14 protein-coding genes are annotated in these 14,131 nt (G+C 72.9%); 11 read left to right on the top strand and 3 right to left on the bottom strand.

Annotation, left to right across the window (positions count from 1 at the left end):
- Positions 1 to 8: 8 nt before the first annotated feature.
- Positions 9 to 1,226, bottom strand: a complete 1,218-nt coding sequence (locus ACWEN0_RS40170) for an amidohydrolase family protein (protein ID WP_451985539.1) — start codon at positions 1,224 to 1,226, stop codon at positions 9 to 11.
- A 91-nt stretch (positions 1,227 to 1,317) separates the two neighbouring features.
- Between ACWEN0_RS40170 and ACWEN0_RS40165 the strand changes: the two genes are divergently transcribed.
- Positions 1,318 to 1,752 carry a MarR family winged helix-turn-helix transcriptional regulator gene (locus ACWEN0_RS40165; RefSeq protein ID WP_451985537.1) on the top strand — a complete coding sequence of 145 codons (435 nt, stop codon included), beginning with the start codon at positions 1,318 to 1,320 and terminating at the stop codon, positions 1,750 to 1,752.
- A 27-nt stretch (positions 1,753 to 1,779) separates the two neighbouring features.
- Here ACWEN0_RS40165 and ACWEN0_RS40160 read toward each other — a convergent pair whose 3' ends face one another.
- Positions 1,780 to 2,205 carry a mycothiol-dependent nitroreductase Rv2466c family protein gene (locus ACWEN0_RS40160; protein ID WP_451985702.1) on the bottom strand — a complete coding sequence of 142 codons (426 nt, stop codon included), beginning with the start codon at positions 2,203 to 2,205 and terminating at the stop codon, positions 1,780 to 1,782.
- A gap of 132 nt (positions 2,206 to 2,337) precedes the next feature.
- Between ACWEN0_RS40160 and ACWEN0_RS40155 the strand changes: the two genes are divergently transcribed.
- Positions 2,338 to 4,125 carry a chloride channel protein gene (locus ACWEN0_RS40155; protein WP_451985535.1) on the top strand — a complete coding sequence of 596 codons (1,788 nt, stop codon included), beginning with the start codon at positions 2,338 to 2,340 and terminating at the stop codon, positions 4,123 to 4,125.
- Positions 4,126 to 4,218: 93 nt separating this feature from the next.
- Here the strand turns inward: ACWEN0_RS40155 and ACWEN0_RS40150 are convergent, their stop codons facing one another.
- Positions 4,219 to 5,208, bottom strand: coding sequence for a PaaX family transcriptional regulator (locus ACWEN0_RS40150; RefSeq protein WP_451985533.1), 990 nt, complete (start codon positions 5,206 to 5,208; stop codon positions 4,219 to 4,221).
- Between the two features lie 242 nt (positions 5,209 to 5,450).
- On the opposite strand from ACWEN0_RS40150, the gene ACWEN0_RS40145 reads away from it, so the two are divergent.
- Genes ACWEN0_RS40145 through ACWEN0_RS40105 form a run of 9 tightly spaced genes read left to right on the top strand, consistent with a single transcriptional unit; the run spans position 5,451 to position 14,126 of the window.
- Entirely contained in the window at positions 5,451 to 6,326 is an 876-nt protein-coding gene (locus tag ACWEN0_RS40145) for a transporter substrate-binding domain-containing protein (protein ID WP_451985531.1), read from the top strand.
- Positions 6,323 to 7,198, top strand: a complete 876-nt coding sequence (locus ACWEN0_RS40140; protein ID WP_451985529.1) for an amino acid ABC transporter permease — start codon at positions 6,323 to 6,325, stop codon at positions 7,196 to 7,198. Before ACWEN0_RS40145 ends, ACWEN0_RS40140 begins: the two co-directional genes overlap by 4 nt.
- The gene (locus ACWEN0_RS40135) at positions 7,195 to 7,980 is read left to right on the top strand and encodes an amino acid ABC transporter ATP-binding protein (protein ID WP_451985527.1); all 786 of its coding nucleotides are present in this window, start codon (positions 7,195 to 7,197) and stop codon (positions 7,978 to 7,980) included. The genes ACWEN0_RS40140 and ACWEN0_RS40135 overlap by 4 nt, the downstream gene beginning before the upstream one ends.
- Positions 7,977 to 9,116, top strand: coding sequence for a CapA family protein (locus tag ACWEN0_RS40130; protein ID WP_451985525.1), 1,140 nt, complete (start codon positions 7,977 to 7,979; stop codon positions 9,114 to 9,116). The genes ACWEN0_RS40135 and ACWEN0_RS40130 overlap by 4 nt, the downstream gene beginning before the upstream one ends.
- Positions 9,113 to 10,351 carry a CaiB/BaiF CoA transferase family protein gene (locus ACWEN0_RS40125; protein ID WP_451985523.1) on the top strand — a complete coding sequence of 413 codons (1,239 nt, stop codon included), beginning with the start codon at positions 9,113 to 9,115 and terminating at the stop codon, positions 10,349 to 10,351. Before ACWEN0_RS40130 ends, ACWEN0_RS40125 begins: the two co-directional genes overlap by 4 nt.
- Positions 10,352 to 10,356: 5 nt before the next feature.
- Positions 10,357 to 11,355, top strand: a complete 999-nt coding sequence (locus ACWEN0_RS40120) for a 2-hydroxyacyl-CoA dehydratase (RefSeq protein WP_451985700.1) — start codon at positions 10,357 to 10,359, stop codon at positions 11,353 to 11,355.
- The gene (locus ACWEN0_RS40115) at positions 11,352 to 12,575 is read left to right on the top strand and encodes a 2-hydroxyacyl-CoA dehydratase (RefSeq protein WP_451985521.1); all 1,224 of its coding nucleotides are present in this window, start codon (positions 11,352 to 11,354) and stop codon (positions 12,573 to 12,575) included. Before ACWEN0_RS40120 ends, ACWEN0_RS40115 begins: the two co-directional genes overlap by 4 nt.
- 10 nt (positions 12,576 to 12,585) lie before the next feature.
- Positions 12,586 to 13,974 carry a DUF6351 family protein gene (locus ACWEN0_RS40110; protein WP_451985519.1) on the top strand — a complete coding sequence of 463 codons (1,389 nt, stop codon included), beginning with the start codon at positions 12,586 to 12,588 and terminating at the stop codon, positions 13,972 to 13,974.
- A complete protein-coding gene (locus tag ACWEN0_RS40105) occupies positions 13,971 to 14,126 on the top strand; it encodes a hypothetical protein (RefSeq protein WP_451985517.1) in 156 nt (51 codons plus the stop codon). Before ACWEN0_RS40110 ends, ACWEN0_RS40105 begins: the two co-directional genes overlap by 4 nt.
- Positions 14,127 to 14,131 lie beyond the last annotated feature (5 nt).

Raw genomic sequence — 14,131 nt, 5'->3', positions numbered from 1 at the left:
CGGCGCCGTCAGGCGTGCGCGAGCCGGGTGCCGCGCCGCCAGATCGCCCGGGTGTTCAGGGTGTCGCCGATGTCCGTCGTCGGGTCGCCGTCGACGAGCAGGAGATCCGCGCGAAGTCCCTCGGCGATGCGGCCGCGGTCGCCGAGGCCGAAGCGGCGGGCCGTCGTCGCGGTGGCGGCGCGCAGGGCTTGGGCGGGCGTGAGGCCGGCGGCCACGAGGTACTGCAGTTCCTGGTGGAGGCTGGCGCCGTGGGCGAGGCCGCCGAAGAAGGTTTCCGGCATGGCGGCGTCGGTGCCGGCCAGGATGTCCACGCCCGCGGCGGCCAGCGCCCGCACGGTGGCCAGGACGTCGTCGAGGCTGCCCTGCGGGTAGCGGTTGTAGCTGGACCGCAGGGTTTTGTCCCACTTGTCGTCGAGGCGGCGGGCCACCCGGGGGTCGTCGGCGAGGGCGCTGCCGGTGATGCCCGTCATGGACGCGTCGAGGCAGACGCACGGCACGACGAACATGTCCGCCTCGGCGATCAGGTCGATGATCTCCGTGGTGTGCGGCCGGTCCATGAAGACGTGGACGACGCCGTCGATGCCGGCTCGGGCGGCCATCCGGGTGGCGTCGAGGGTCAGCGTGTGCGCGACGGTGAGAGCGCCGTGCTCCTTGGCCGCGGCGACGCCCGCGTCGAGCGTGGCCTGGTCGAGCATCGGCAGCCCGGGATGCCCTTCGACGCTGCCGTCGTCGATCATGAACTTGACGTAGTCGGAGCCCCGCGCCAGGAGCTGCGGGACGAACGCGGCTGCCTGCTCAGGGGTGGTGGAGAACGGCATCAGCGGCATCACCGGTGGCAGCTCGCCGGCCGGCCGGAACCCTTCGGGCATCAGCTCGCTCGGGTGCCCACCCGGCGGTGTGATGGCGAAGCCGGAGGACCGGACGTCGGCCACCGTGTCGTCCGCGGCGATGTGCGCCCGGTTCTCGCGGGTGTTCATGCCCTGCATCTCCAGCTCGGTGGTGACGCCGAACCGCAGCGCCAGCGCCAGGGAGCCGGGCGCGGAGTGGACGTGCGCGTCGATCAGGCCGGGCAGCAGGGTCGCGCCGCGGCCGTCGACGACTTCGGCGCCCTCGGGCACGTCGCCGCCGACCTGGCGGATCTTCCGGCCGTCGAGGACGACGGTGCGCACGCCCAGGGGCTTCTCCCCGTCGAAGACCCGGGCGCCGGTGATGGCGGTGGTGGCCATGGCGGCCTCGCTTTCTCGTTCGCGGTTACATACCTAATGCTATGGAGTTCTCCACTGGTATGCAATTGCCGGGAGTACTACGCTCCCCGGCGTGAGCAGTTCCGCCGGAGAGCCCCTGCTGGACCAGATCGGCCCGGCGCTGTCACGGCTGCGCCGGCGCACGCCGGCGTCGAACCGCGACTTGTCCCGCAACCTGGTGCTCAACGTGATCGCCGACGCGCCGGGCGAGATGACGGTCGGGGGGCTCGCCGCGGATATGGGCGTGGTGCAGCCGGTGGCCAGCCGGACGGTCGCGGCCTGCATCGCCGACGGCCTGCTGCGGCGGGCGGCCTCCCAGGCCGACGGCCGCCGGACGGTCCTCGAGCTCACCGAGCGCGGCGAGGCCGAGCGAACCCGGTTCGCCGCGGAGCAGCGCGCGGCGTTCGAGGAGATCACCGCCGCTTGGTCCCCGGAGGAACGTGTGCAGTTCGCGCGGCTGCTCGTCCGCTACACCACTGACGCGGGCGCCTGGTCTCGCCGGTCCTGACCGCTCTCGCTGAAGAAGGACTGAGGCCTATTTCCCGAGCCGGCGGCTCCCCGGCGTGCCAGTCATCGGTCGCGCCCGGCTCCTGCGCCGTGACGCCGGCGGTTCGAAGTGGATGACCGGCGTGCCGACGTCCTTGCCGGTCAAGGAAAGCGCCTCGTCGGACTCGGCCTGGATCTCGGCGTCGCGGCGGTCGTCGTCCAGCGCGTCCGCGAGCGAAACCGGGAGGCCGGCGTCGGCGGCAAGATCGGGAGTGCCTTGCCAGCCGGGAGTCTTGCCCTCGTCGGGGCCGGCTTCGAAGACGCGCGCGCCGAAAGCCGCGTACAGCGGGCCGATCGCCTCGCGGCCGTGCTGCTCCCGAGCCGCCGACGCGACTCGCAGCAGCCGCAGGCCCGCGGTGTGCTGGGCGGGGTACTCCGGCGGGAAGTGCGTTTCGTAGTCGAGGTGCGCGTTGATCAGCCGCAGGGAACTGAACCGCCAGTCGATCGTGTAGGCGCTGGGCCCGGACCAGCCGGATCCACTTGCTCATGTCCCGATCCTGGGCCGGCTGCCGAGCGGTTCGTGCGGCAAGTGTTGCATAATGCAATCATGAGCCTGGCTAAAGATGACTTGTCCGGCCGTCGGATCGCGGTGCCCGTGCGGCAGCCGGTCGGACGGTGGCTGCGGGAGAGCCGGTCCGGCCTGGTCGGTCTCGCCGTGGTGATCGGTGCGGGTGCCGGGCTCGGCGCGATCGTGTTCCGGTGGCTGATCACCACGTTCACCCACCTCTTTTCCGGCCAAGCGGACTACGCCGCGGCCGGGCGGGTCGCGCACCCGTGGTTCCCCGCGCTCGGGCCGTGGTTCCTGCTGCTGGCCCCGGTGGTCGCCGGCCTGGTCTACGGGCCGCTGGTGCACAGGTTCGCGCCCGAGGCGCGGGGGCACGGGGTGCCGGAGGTGATGTACGCGGTCGCCGAGCGGGGCGGGCGGATCCCGGTGCAGGTCAGCGCCGTGAAGGCCCTGGCGTCGGCGCTGACCATCGGCTCCGGCGGTTCGGTCGGGCGGGAGGGCCCGATCGTGCAGATCGGCTCCGCGCTCGGCTCGACGCTGGGCCGGGCGGCGAGGCTGCCCGAGTCGCGGCTGCGCGTGCTCGTGGCCTGTGGTGCCGCCGGCGGGATCGCGGCGACGTTCAACGCCCCGCTGGCGGGGCCGTTCTTCGCGATGGAGCTGATCCTGCGCGACTTCGCGGCCGAGTCGTTCGGTGCGGTGGTGCTGGCCAGCGTCACGGCCAGCGTGGTCGGGCGCGCCGCCTTCGGTGATGTCCCGTTCCTGACGCTGCCGCCGTTCACCCTGCGGAACCCGGTCGAATACCTGCTGTTCGTCGTGCTCGGCGTCGCGGTCGGGGCCTGCGGGGTGCTGTTCACCCGGGTGCTGTACGTGATCGAGGACGTCTGCGACCGGCTCTGGCGCGGCCCGGAGTGGCTGCGCCCGGCCGTCGGCGGGATCTTCCTCGGCGGGCTGCTGCTGCTCCTGCCGCAGATGTACGGCGTCGGCTATCCCGTTCTGCAGAACGCCGTCGAAGGCAAGTACGTCCTCGGGTTCCTGCTGCTCCTGCTCGCCGGGAAGATCGTCGCGACCAGCCTGACCATCGGGATCGGCGGGTCCGGCGGGGTCTTCGCGCCCTCGCTGTTCATCGGGGCCATGGCCGGGGCGGCGTTCGGGATCGTGGTCCACGCGTGGCTCCCGTCGGTGACCGCGTCGCCCGGGGTCTACGGCCTGATCGGCATGGGCGCGGCCTTCGCCGGAGCGGCCCGCGCGCCGATCACCGCGGTCATCGTGCTGTTCGAGCTGACCGGCCAGTACACGATCATCCTGCCGATGCTGACCGCGATCGTGATCGCCACGGCCACCAGCCGGGCGCTCTCGCGCGACACGATCTACACGCTGAAGCTGCGCCGCCGCGGGGTCGACCTGGACCAGGGGCCGGAAGCCCGGCAGCTGGCCCGGCGCACGGTCGCGGAGGCCGGCGAGCCGCTGCCCGAGCCCCTGGCGGCCTCGACGACGCTCGCCCGGGCCGCGCACGAGCTGGCCGTGTCCGGGCACGGCATCCTGCCGGTGGTCGACGACGACGGCTGCTACCAGGGCTGCGTCACGGCTCGCGCGGTCGCCGAAGCACTCGCCGGCGACCACGAAGGCGACGTCGGCGAACTGGCCGAGCTGCCGCCGTTGGTGACCGCGGGAACCACGCTCGCCGACGCGCTCGACGCGCTGGCCAACGCGCCGGGCACCGGCCTGCCGGTGCTGGCCGGCGAACACCGGCTGGCCGGGTGGATCACTCACCAGTCGGTGCTGTCCGCGCTCGCCTCCGCCGGCGGGCGCGCACCCCGATCGGCGTCGTGACGCCGCTTCACCGGACGTCGACCGGGTTCAGGACAGCGGGAGCGCCGCACGAATCCAGGCAGGTTTCCGTGCGCCCGGCCCGGAAAGTGCCGCTCACCGGCGGCGCGCGTCGTCCAGGCGGCGTGCGTCGGCGGCCTGCTCGAACGGCGTGTCGCCGGCCGGGTGGCGGTCGCCCAGGCCGGCGAACAGCGCGGCCACCTTCACCGAGTCGTGGTGGGTGGCCAGCTCGGCCAGCTCGGGGTCGGTGGCGGCCAGTACCTGCCGAAACCGCAGCTCGGCCAGCGGGCCGAGCCGGTCGTAGATCTGCAGGAAGATCTTCTGGGCCCGGTCGCGCGCCCAGTCGGCCGGCAGCAGCTCGGCGGGCAGGTCGGGGTCGGTCTCGGGAAACCGGCGCCAGTCCACGCGCAGCTCGGTGCGGGTGCGCAACGCCTGCGCCGGGCTGATCAGCCCCGCGGCCAAGCCGGAGAGCACCTGTTCGTAGCGCTCGACGAACTGCTCGTACTCCGCGGCGAGCGGTCCGAGGTCGAACGCCGTGACCGCCGGGGCCGAGCCGGGGACCTCGGTGGCGCGGAAGACCGTCGCGCTGCGGAGGTCCAGCTCGCGCAGTGCGGTGAGGGCGGGGCCGGCGAGGTCGTGCGGGCTGACCCACACCCCGTCGTAGAGCGCGGCGAACCGCAGGACCCGCAGCCGTGACCGCAGGGCCGTGCGCAGCCCGCGGTCCTGTTCCGGCACGGAAAAGGTGACCACGGTCCACTGCCCGTCCCAGTCGGGCGCGGTCGCGCCGAAGGTGAGCATCCGGTGCGTGCGCTCGATGATCACCTCGGACGTGCGCGCGGGGATGCCGTAGGCCGTCGTCCGCCCGCTGCGCGACACGGTGAGCAGGCCGCGGGCGGCCAGCCGCCGGATCGCGGCCCGTGCGCTCGCCGGGCTGATGTCGAACTCGCCGAGCAGTTCCACCAGGGCGGCCGACGGGATGTGCTCGTCGCGCCAGTACCAGAAGTCGCCGAGCAGGGACGTCAGCAGCAGCTGGGGCTCGGCTCCCTGCTGGGAGCGCGGCAGGGGCCCCGAGGGTGTCGCCGTCATCGCGCGCCTGTCTCTTCCGGGGTCGGTCCCGGCGGCCGGTCCGCCGCGGGTGTCCATCGTGGCAGTGCGGTCCGGCCGGCCGGAGCGAGGGGTTGAATCACGCGACACATCATGCGACGATCGGCGCCCAGATAGCAACCAATTGATCCTCCGGGTTCCCGCGCCGCCCCTCGGACGGCCTTCCTCAGGAAGAAAACGACATGGGTTCCTCTCTTCGTCAATGGCGTCGAAGCTCGCTCGCCGTGGCCGCCGCCGGGCTCGTCCTGGCCGGGTGCACGGTCGACGACGGGCCGGCCGCCGCCCCCACCGCCGCCGCCCTGACCACCGACGCGGCGCTGCACGACCAGCTGCCGCAGGCGGTCAAGGACGCGGGCGTCCTCCGGTTCGCCGGTGACTCCCACCCGCCGTACCGGACCGTCGGCCCGGACGGCAAGACCGTCACCGGCATCGACCACGACTTCCAGCAGGCGCTCGGCCAGCTCCTGGGCGTGCGCACGGAAACCACCATCGTCAGCGGGCTGCCGGCCGCGTTGCAGGGCATGCTCAGCGGCCGCTACGAAGCCTTCAACGGGCCGGTCAAGGCCACCGCCGAACGCGAGAAGCAGTTCGACACCGTCACGTGGATGACCACCCGGACCTCCTACGTGATTCCCGAAGGCTCCGCCGCCGGCGTCAAGCAGGCCGCCGACCTGTGCGGCAAGCGCGTCGCGGTCGTCACCGCGAGCGTCGTGGAGGACCAGCTCGGCAAGCTGTCCAAGTTCTGCGAAGGCGCGAAGAAGCCGGCCGTGCAGGTGGTCGGGCTCGACGACACCAACGCGACCCTGCTGGCCGCGAAGTCCGGCCGGGCCGACGCCGCCGGGATGACCCAGGCGGCCGCGATCGACGTGACCACCCAGCAGAAGGGTCAGTACGAGTACGTGACGCAGACCGAGGAACAGGGCGCCACGAAGGACAACCTCGCGCTGTACACCCCGAAGGCCGGCAAGCTCGGCCCGGTGCTGCAGAAGGCCTTCGAGGAGCTGTTCCGCAACGGCACGTACACGCGGATCATGCACCAGTGGGGCCTCGACGACGTCACGGTCCCGCAGCCGGTCTTCGACGCGGCGTCGGCGAAATGACCACGATGTCCACAGTGGAGGAAACGACGGCCGCGCCCGACGACGTCGCCTCGGCTCGCGGCCGGTTCCGCCCGCTGCGCTGGCTGTTCGTGTTCGTGCTGGCCGTGGTGCTCGCCCAGCTGGTCGTCTTCCTGGCCGGCAACTCCAGGTTCCAGTGGGACGTCGTCGCGAAGTACCTCTTCGAGAAGAGCGTCATGGCCGGGCTGGGCACCACGGTGCTGCTGGCGGTCGCGGCGATGGTGCTGGGGTCGCTGGTCGGCGGGGTCGTCGCGGCGATGCAGCTGAGCGGGTTCGGGCCCGCCCGCTGGGTGGCGACGCTGTGGGTCGGGCTGTTCCGCGGCATCCCGCCGCTGGTGCAGCTGATCTTCTGGTTCAACCTCGCCTACCTGCTGCCCAGGCTGTCGCTCGGCATCCCGTTCGGCCCGGTGTTCGGCACCTGGGACGCCAACAGCGTCATCACGCCGCTGACCGCCGCGGTGATCGGCCTGTCGCTCGTGGAATCGGCCTACCTGGCGGAGATCTTCCGCGCCGGGGTGTCCTCAGTGGACCCCGGCCAGCGTGACGCGGCCCGCGCGATGGGCTACCCGCCGGGGCAGACCCTGCTGCGGATCGTGCTGCCGCAGGCGATGCGCGTGATCATCCCGCCCGCGGGCAGCCAGTTCATCAACGTGCTCAAGGGAACCGCGCTCGTGTCGGTCATCGCGATGTCGGACCTGCTGCACTCGGTGCAGGTGATCTACAACCGCACCTACGAGATCGTGCCGATGCTGCTGGTCGCCTGCTTCTGGTACCTGGTCGTCGTCACCGTCCTGACCGCCGGGCAGCGCCGGCTGGAACGCCGGTTCTCCCGCGGCCACCGGGACGTCCGATGACCGCGCCGGTGCTGCGGATCAGCGACGTCCGCAAGGAGTTCGGGCCGGTGCACGCGCTCGACGGCGTCAGCCTCGACGTGCACGAGGGCGAGGTGGTCGTCGTCATCGGGCCGTCCGGGTCCGGGAAGTCGACGCTCGTCCGCTGTGCCCACCAGCTGGAGCCGATCGACGGCGGCGCGATGTACCTCGACGGCGAACTGCTCGGCCACCGGCGGTCCCCGGCCGGGTTGCGGCCGCTGACCGAACGGCGGATCGCCGCCCAGCGCCGCCGGATGAGCATGGTCTTCCAGCAGTTCAACCTGTTCCCGCAGTTCACCGTGCTGCGCAATGTCACGGACGCGGCGGTCCGCGTCCACGGGCGCGATCAGTCCACTGTGGAGCGGGAGGCGCGGGAACTGCTGGAGCGCATCGGTTTGGCGGGCCGCGAAGGGCACTATCCGCGGCAGCTCTCGGGCGGGCAGCAGCAGCGCGTCGCCATCGCCCGGGCGGTCCTGGTCCGGCCGCGGATCATGCTGTTCGACGAACCGACCAGCGCCCTCGACCCCGAGCTGGTCGACGAAGTCCTCGCGGTGCTGCGGAACCTCGCGGCGGCGGGGACCACGATGGTCGTCGTCACGCACGAGATGACCTTCGCGCGTGAAGTGGCCGACCGGTGCGTGTTCATGGAAGCGGGCCGGATCGTCGAAGAAGGGCCGCCGGGCGAGCTGTTCGCGCGGCCGCGGACCGATCGGCTGCGTGCCTTCCTGTCCCGTCATCTGTCCGAAAAGGAGGGTGTCTCGTGATCACTGTCGGTGCCGTCGGCGACCTCATCCTGGACGAGCCCGATCCCGAGTTCTTCCTCGCCCCGGCCGCGCCGGTGCTGAAGGCGATGGACCTGGCGATCGGCCACGTCGAGGTGCCGCATTCGACCACGGCCGTCCAGCACAGCACCGACGTCCCCGCGCCGCCCGCGGACCCGGCGGCGCTGAAAGCCGTGGCCGAGGCGGGGTTCGCCGTCGTCACGCTGGCGGGCAACCACGCCCTCGACGCCGGGGACGGGGGACTGGCCGACACCATCGCCTACGCCCGCGCGGCGGGGATGGAGACGGCCGGCACCGGGCCGGACCTCGCGCACGCCCGGCGCCCGGCGATCGTCGAACGCGGCGGCCTGCGCATCGGCGTGCTGTCCTACAACTGCGTCGGCCCGCGTGAATCCTGGGCCGGCTCGCGCAAGCCCGGCTGCGCTTACGTGCACGTCTTGACCCACTACGAGCTGGACCACGCCAGCCCGGGCGGGCCGCCGAAGATCTACACCTTCGCCGACCCGGACAGCCTGGACGCGATGGCTGACGACGTCCGCCGCCTGCGGGCCGAGGCCGACGTCGTGCTCGTGGCCCTGCACAAGGGCGTCGGGCACACCCCGGTGACCGTCGCGATGTACGAGAGCCCGGTCGCCCGCGCCGCGGTCGACGCCGGTGCCGACGCCGTGTTCTCCCACCACCCGCACATCATGCGCGGCATCGAAGTCCACCGCGGACGGCCGATCTTCCACGGGCTCGGCAACTTCGTCACCGTCACCCACGCCCTCACCCCGGGTGCCGGGGTCGGCGCGGAAGAGCTGCAGGCGTGGGCGGACCGGCGCACGAAGCTCTACGGCTTCGCACCCGACCCGGACATGCCGTTCTTCCCGTTCCACCCCGAAAGCCGCAACACCGCCATCGCCTTCTGCCGCTTCGACGAGACCGGGCTGCGCGAAGCCGGGTTCGTGCCGTGCCGGATCGACGACCAGGGCCGTCCGGTCCCGGTCGGCGGCACCCCGGAGGGCGAAGCCGTGACGAACTACATCGACGACATCACCCGCGGCGCCCGGCTCAACGGCCGGTTCACCACCCGCGGCGGCGAAGTGCTCGTCGACCTCACCGAGGGGGTTCCTTCATGACCGACCAGCCCCTGGCCGGCCGCACCGTCATCGACCTGACCACCGCGCTCGCCGGGCCGTACGCGACCCTGCTGCTCGCCGGGCTCGGCGCGACCGTGATCAAGGTCGAAAACCCCGCCACCGGCGGGGATTCGTCCCGCAACAACGCGCCCTACGTCGGCCGTGACGGGCTCAACCTCGCCCGGCGGCACGACGACGACCTGTCGGTGTCGATGCTGCTGCGCGGCCGCAACAAGCTCAGCGTCACCCTCGACCTGAAGAACCCGCGGTCGCGGGCGGTGTTCACCGACCTGGTCCGCGACGCCGACGTCCTGGTCGAGAACTACAGCCCGGGCGTCACCGACCGGCTCGGCATCTCCTACGACCACGTCCGCGAGATCAACCCGCGGCTCGTCTACACCTCGATCAGCGGGTTCGGCGCCCAGGGCGGCCCGGGGTCGGGCAAGGCGATGGACTCGATCATCCAGGCGCTCAGCGGCGTGATGATGACCGCCGGGGAGCCCGACGAGGGCCCGGTGCGGTTCGGCCTGCCGATCGGCGACCTCCTCGCCCCGCTGTTCGCCGTGGTCGGCACGGTGTCCGCGTTGCTGCAGGCCGAGCACACCGGCGAGGGTCAGCGGGTCGACGTGTCGATGCTCGGCGCACTGACCTCGCTGGTCGCGTGCGAGCCCTTCGACGCCTTCGACGCGGTCGGCCTGCCGCAGCGCACGGGGTCGATGGTGCCGCGGCTGGCGCCGTTCGGGATCCTGCCGGCCCTGGACGGTTACGTCGCCCTGTGCGCGCCGACCGACGCCTTCGCCCACGGCGTGCTGCGGGCGATCGGCCGTCCGGAACTGGCCGGGGACGACCGCTACCGGACCCGCGACCAGCGCGTCCGCGCGGCCGACGAACTGCACGGGATCATCCGCGAGTGGTGCCGGGTGCGGCCACTGGCCGAGGTCCTCGCCGCGTTCACCGCCGAGGGCGTGCCCGCGGCCGAGGTCCGGGAGCCGCGCGAGGCCGTGCGGGACCCGCTGGTCCTGGCCCGGGAGGAGGTCGTGCCGCTGCGCCACCCGCGCCACGGCGACGTCGCCGACCTGGCCGGGACCGGCGTGCCGATCCGGTTCTCCGCCGCCCGCGTCTCCCTCGACCGGCCCGCGCCGGGGCTGGGGGAGCACAACGAGCACGTCTACCGCGAGCTGCTCGGCTACACCGAACAGCAGCTGGCGGACCTGGTCGCGGAGGCGGTCATTTGACCGCCGTGGGGTACGTCGGTGCCGACGTCCCGGTCGAGCTGATCACCGCGGCAGGCCTGCTTCCGCTGCGCCTGACCGGGAAACCGGGCCAGGACCGCACGCTCGGCGACCGCTACCTCGGCCGCGGCGTCGACCCGGTCGCCCGGTCGATCCTGACGCGCATCCTCACCGAAGACTACGGCCCGCTCGAAGCCATCGTCGTCTCCCGCGACTGCGAAGCCTCGTTGCGGCTGTTCTACGCCCTGCGCGAGCTGCACCGGATCGAGCCCGCGCTGGGGCTGCCGCCGGTGCGGCTCGTGGACGTCCTGCATCTGCCGCACCACACGACCACCCGGTACGTCCACGCGAAGATCGCCCAGCTGCGCGAGTGGCTGGGCCGCTGGCGCCCGATCGGCGACGACGACCTCGCCGCGGCCATCACCGCGCACGACACCCTGCGCCGGTCGCTCGGGCGACTCGCCGCCCTGCGCCGGGCGAACCGGCTGAGCGGCACTCGGTTCCTCGAAACCGTCGCCGCGACCACCGCCATGCCAGTCACCGACGCCGTCGCGCTCGTCGATCGGGTGCTCGCGGAGCCACGGGAGGTGGACGGGGTGCGGCTGTTCCTCACCGGCAGTTCCCACGACCACCCGGCGGTGTACGAAACGGTGGAGCGCAACGGTTTCCTCGTCGTGGGGGAGGACCACGACTGGGGTGAGCTGCTCTTCGCCCGCACCTGTGCGGCGCCGACGGAACTCGCGCTGGCCGAGCGGTACCAGTACAGCGGTCCCGCCGCCCCGCGCGCGTCGATCCGGCAGCGTGCCGCGCACACCGCCGCGGCGGTCCGCGCCTGCGAGGCGGAGGTCCTGTTTTCCTACGTTCGGTTGCAGGACGACGCGCCGCCGTGGGACTTCCCGGAGCAACGGGCCGCGGCCGGGATCCGGGCGGTCCTGGCCGAACGTCAGCCGTACGGCGAGCTGACGGCGGAAGCGCTGGCCGCGCTGGCACCGGCGAGGGCGGCATGACCGCCCGGCTGGCGTCGGCGACCACCGCGACCGCCTACCAGCGCGAGTGGTTCGCCCGGGTGCGCGAAACGGACGGCCCGCTGGCGCTGGTCAACGCGGACGCGCCCCAGGAGATCTTCCGGGCGATGGACATCCCGTACGTCGTCAACCAGTGGTGGGCCTCGATCGTTGCGGCGAAACGCCAGACCCAGCGCTACCTCGGCCTGCTGCGCGAGCGCGGCTACCCCGACTACATCGAGCAGTACAGCGCCACTTCACTGGCCTCGGCGTTCGAAGACGACCCCGATCAGGCGCCGTGGGGTGGCCTGCCGACGCCGTCGATCGTGCTCGGCGAGACGACCGGCGACGCGTCCCGCAAGATCTTCGACGTCTGGGACGCGCAACCCGGCGTCACCTACTACCCGCTGGAAAGCGCGGCGGAGAACGAGGTCCCGGAGCGGTGGTGGGAGCTGATGCCGCACCGCTGGGAAGAAGCCGTCGGCAGCGACCGCCTGGACCTGCTGACCGGCGAGCTGACCGGGCTCATCCGGTTCCTCGAGCAGACCACCGGCCGGGTGTTCTCCGAGACCCGGTTCCGCGAGGTCCTGGACCTGGTCAACGAGCAGCAGGAGTGGAACCGCCGCACCCGCGACCTGATCGCGGCCGCCCGGCCGTGCCCGATCGCCGTCACCGACGGCATCCCCAGCGTCATGGTGCCCCAGTGGCACCGCGGCACGGAGTGGGCACGCGACGCCGCGCGGGCGTTCCACGACGAGGTGCGCGACCGGATCGACGCCGGCGTCGCGGTGTGCCCGGACGAGCGGCTGCGGCTCATGTGGGTCGGCCGCGGGCTGTGGTTCGACCTCGGCTTCTACCGGCGGTTCCAGGAGTCGCACGGCGCGGTCTTCGTGTGGTCGATGTACCTCGCCATCGCCGCCGACGGCTACCTGCGTTACGGCGACGACCCCCTGCGCGCGCTGGCCGCGCGCTTCGCCGCGTTCGGCGACCAGCTCTACACCCCGCCGTGGTCGGCGGAGTGGTACGTCAAGGAAGCGCGGCACCACGGCGTCGACGGGGTGGTGCACCTCGTCTCCGACGACCCGCGCGGCAGCTACTTCACCACCCGCGCCCTGCGCGCGGCGGGCATCCCGGTGCTGGAGCTGCCCGCCGACAACGTCGACGCCCGCACGGGAGCCGACCTGACCGCGCGGATGACCGCGTGGCTCGACGACCTGACCTGACCGGAGCCGCATGAGTACCAGGATCACGGTGGTGGCCGCGGCCGTCGCCCTCGCCGCTTCCCTCCCGGCCACCGCCCACGCGGCGGAACCCTGCGCGGGCACGGCGACGTGCGTCGGCGGGCAGCTGGCCGACGGCACGCCGTACAGCTTCGCGAAACCCGCCCGGTGGAACGGAACCGTTCTGGTGGACCTCGACTTCGCCGCGGGCGGGCTGACGAGCGCGCTCACCGCGAGCCTCGTCGAGCGCGGCTACGCGGTGGGCGGCACCACCCGCACGGTCACCGGCTGGAACATCGCCCGGGCCATCGACAACCAGGCGGAAGCCCTGGGGCGCTTCGAATCCGCGTTCGGCCACCCGCGGTACGCGATCGCCGAAGGACGTTCGATGGGCGGCATGGTCGCCGCCGGCGTCGCCCAGGTGCACCCCGGCCGGTTCGACGCGGCCATCCCGATGTGCGGCGGCCTCGGCGGCGCGGTGGGGCAGTGGAACCAGAAGCTGGACACGGTCTTCACGCTCAAGACGCTGCTGTTCCCCGGCCTTCCGGCGACCGGCATCCCCGCCGACGTCCCCGGCACCCAGCAGCGGTGGATTTCCGCGGTGACGTCGGCGCAGGCGACCCCGGCCGGCCAGGCGCGCATCGCGCTCGCGGCGGCGATCGGCCAGCTGCCGGGCTGGGGCCTGGCCGCCGACGGCTCGCCGACCCCGGTCCCGGACGGCCACGACGTCGACGGCGTCGAGCGGGGGATGTTCCTGGCCCTCGCGGGCGGCCCGCTGCCGTACCTCGGGCAGGCGGTCAGCAGCCGCCGGGCGATCGAGCAGCTGGCGGGCGGGAACCCGTCGTGGAACACGGGTGTCGACTACGCGCGCCAGCTCACGATGGCGGAACCGAGCCAGCAGAACGCCGTCCGGCGGCTGTACCAGCGCGCGGGCCTCGATCTGCGCGCCGACCTCGGCCGGCTCGCCGCCGAACCCCGGGTGTCCGCCGATCCTGCCGCCGTCCGCTACCTGGAGCGGGGCATCGTGTTCACCGGCGACCTGCGGATCCCGGTGCTGACGGTCAACGGCACGGGCGACCAGATCTCGACGGTGGCGCAGCAGCAGTCCTACGGCGCCTTGGTCCGCCGGGCGGGCAACGCGTCGCTGCTCCGCCAGACCTACGTCCGGACCGCGGGGCACTGCACCTACACGACCGGCGAGCAGCAGGCGGCCATCGACCGCATGCTGACCCGCCTGCGGACGGGACACTGGCCCGACACCGCACCGGCCGCGACGAACCGCTCGGCGACGGCCGCGGACGGCGTGCCGGGCCGGTACCTGCCCTACACACCGCCGCGGTTCAACCGGCCGTTCCCGGCCACTGCCGGTACCGGGCACGGCAGTGCAGCTCGTCCGCGGTGAGCGCCGACCGGATGGCGCGCTCGACGATGTCCTCGAGCGTCGCCGGGACTTCCCGGTCGGCGGCGAGCGCGGGCTTCCGGTGCACCCTGCTCCTCTACGACGGAACCCTGGACCCGCCGGCGGGCAAGGCGGTCTTCGTCGCCCGGGCGTAACGTCG

The sequence above is a fragment of the Amycolatopsis sp. NPDC004378 genome (assembly GCF_053602455.1).
The sequence above is the reverse complement of the archived record's forward strand: the minus strand, read 5'-3'. Positions and strand labels throughout refer to the sequence as shown.

Coding starts and splice junctions, on each gene's coding strand:
- ACWEN0_RS40140 (WP_451985529.1), top strand. CDS start 6,323: ATGACCACGATGTCCACAGTGGAGGAAACGACGGCCGCGCCCGACGAC.
- ACWEN0_RS40115 (WP_451985521.1), top strand. CDS start 11,352: ATGACCGCCCGGCTGGCGTCGGCGACCACCGCGACCGCCTACCAGCGC.
- ACWEN0_RS40170 (WP_451985539.1), bottom strand. CDS start 1,226: ATGGCCACCACCGCCATCACCGGCGCCCGGGTCTTCGACGGGGAGAAG.
- ACWEN0_RS40150 (WP_451985533.1), bottom strand. CDS start 5,208: ATGACGGCGACACCCTCGGGGCCCCTGCCGCGCTCCCAGCAGGGAGCC.
- ACWEN0_RS40125 (WP_451985523.1), top strand. CDS start 9,113: ATGACCGACCAGCCCCTGGCCGGCCGCACCGTCATCGACCTGACCACC.
- ACWEN0_RS40155 (WP_451985535.1), top strand. CDS start 2,338: ATGAGCCTGGCTAAAGATGACTTGTCCGGCCGTCGGATCGCGGTGCCC.
- ACWEN0_RS40135 (WP_451985527.1), top strand. CDS start 7,195: ATGACCGCGCCGGTGCTGCGGATCAGCGACGTCCGCAAGGAGTTCGGG.
- ACWEN0_RS40110 (WP_451985519.1), top strand. CDS start 12,586: ATGAGTACCAGGATCACGGTGGTGGCCGCGGCCGTCGCCCTCGCCGCT.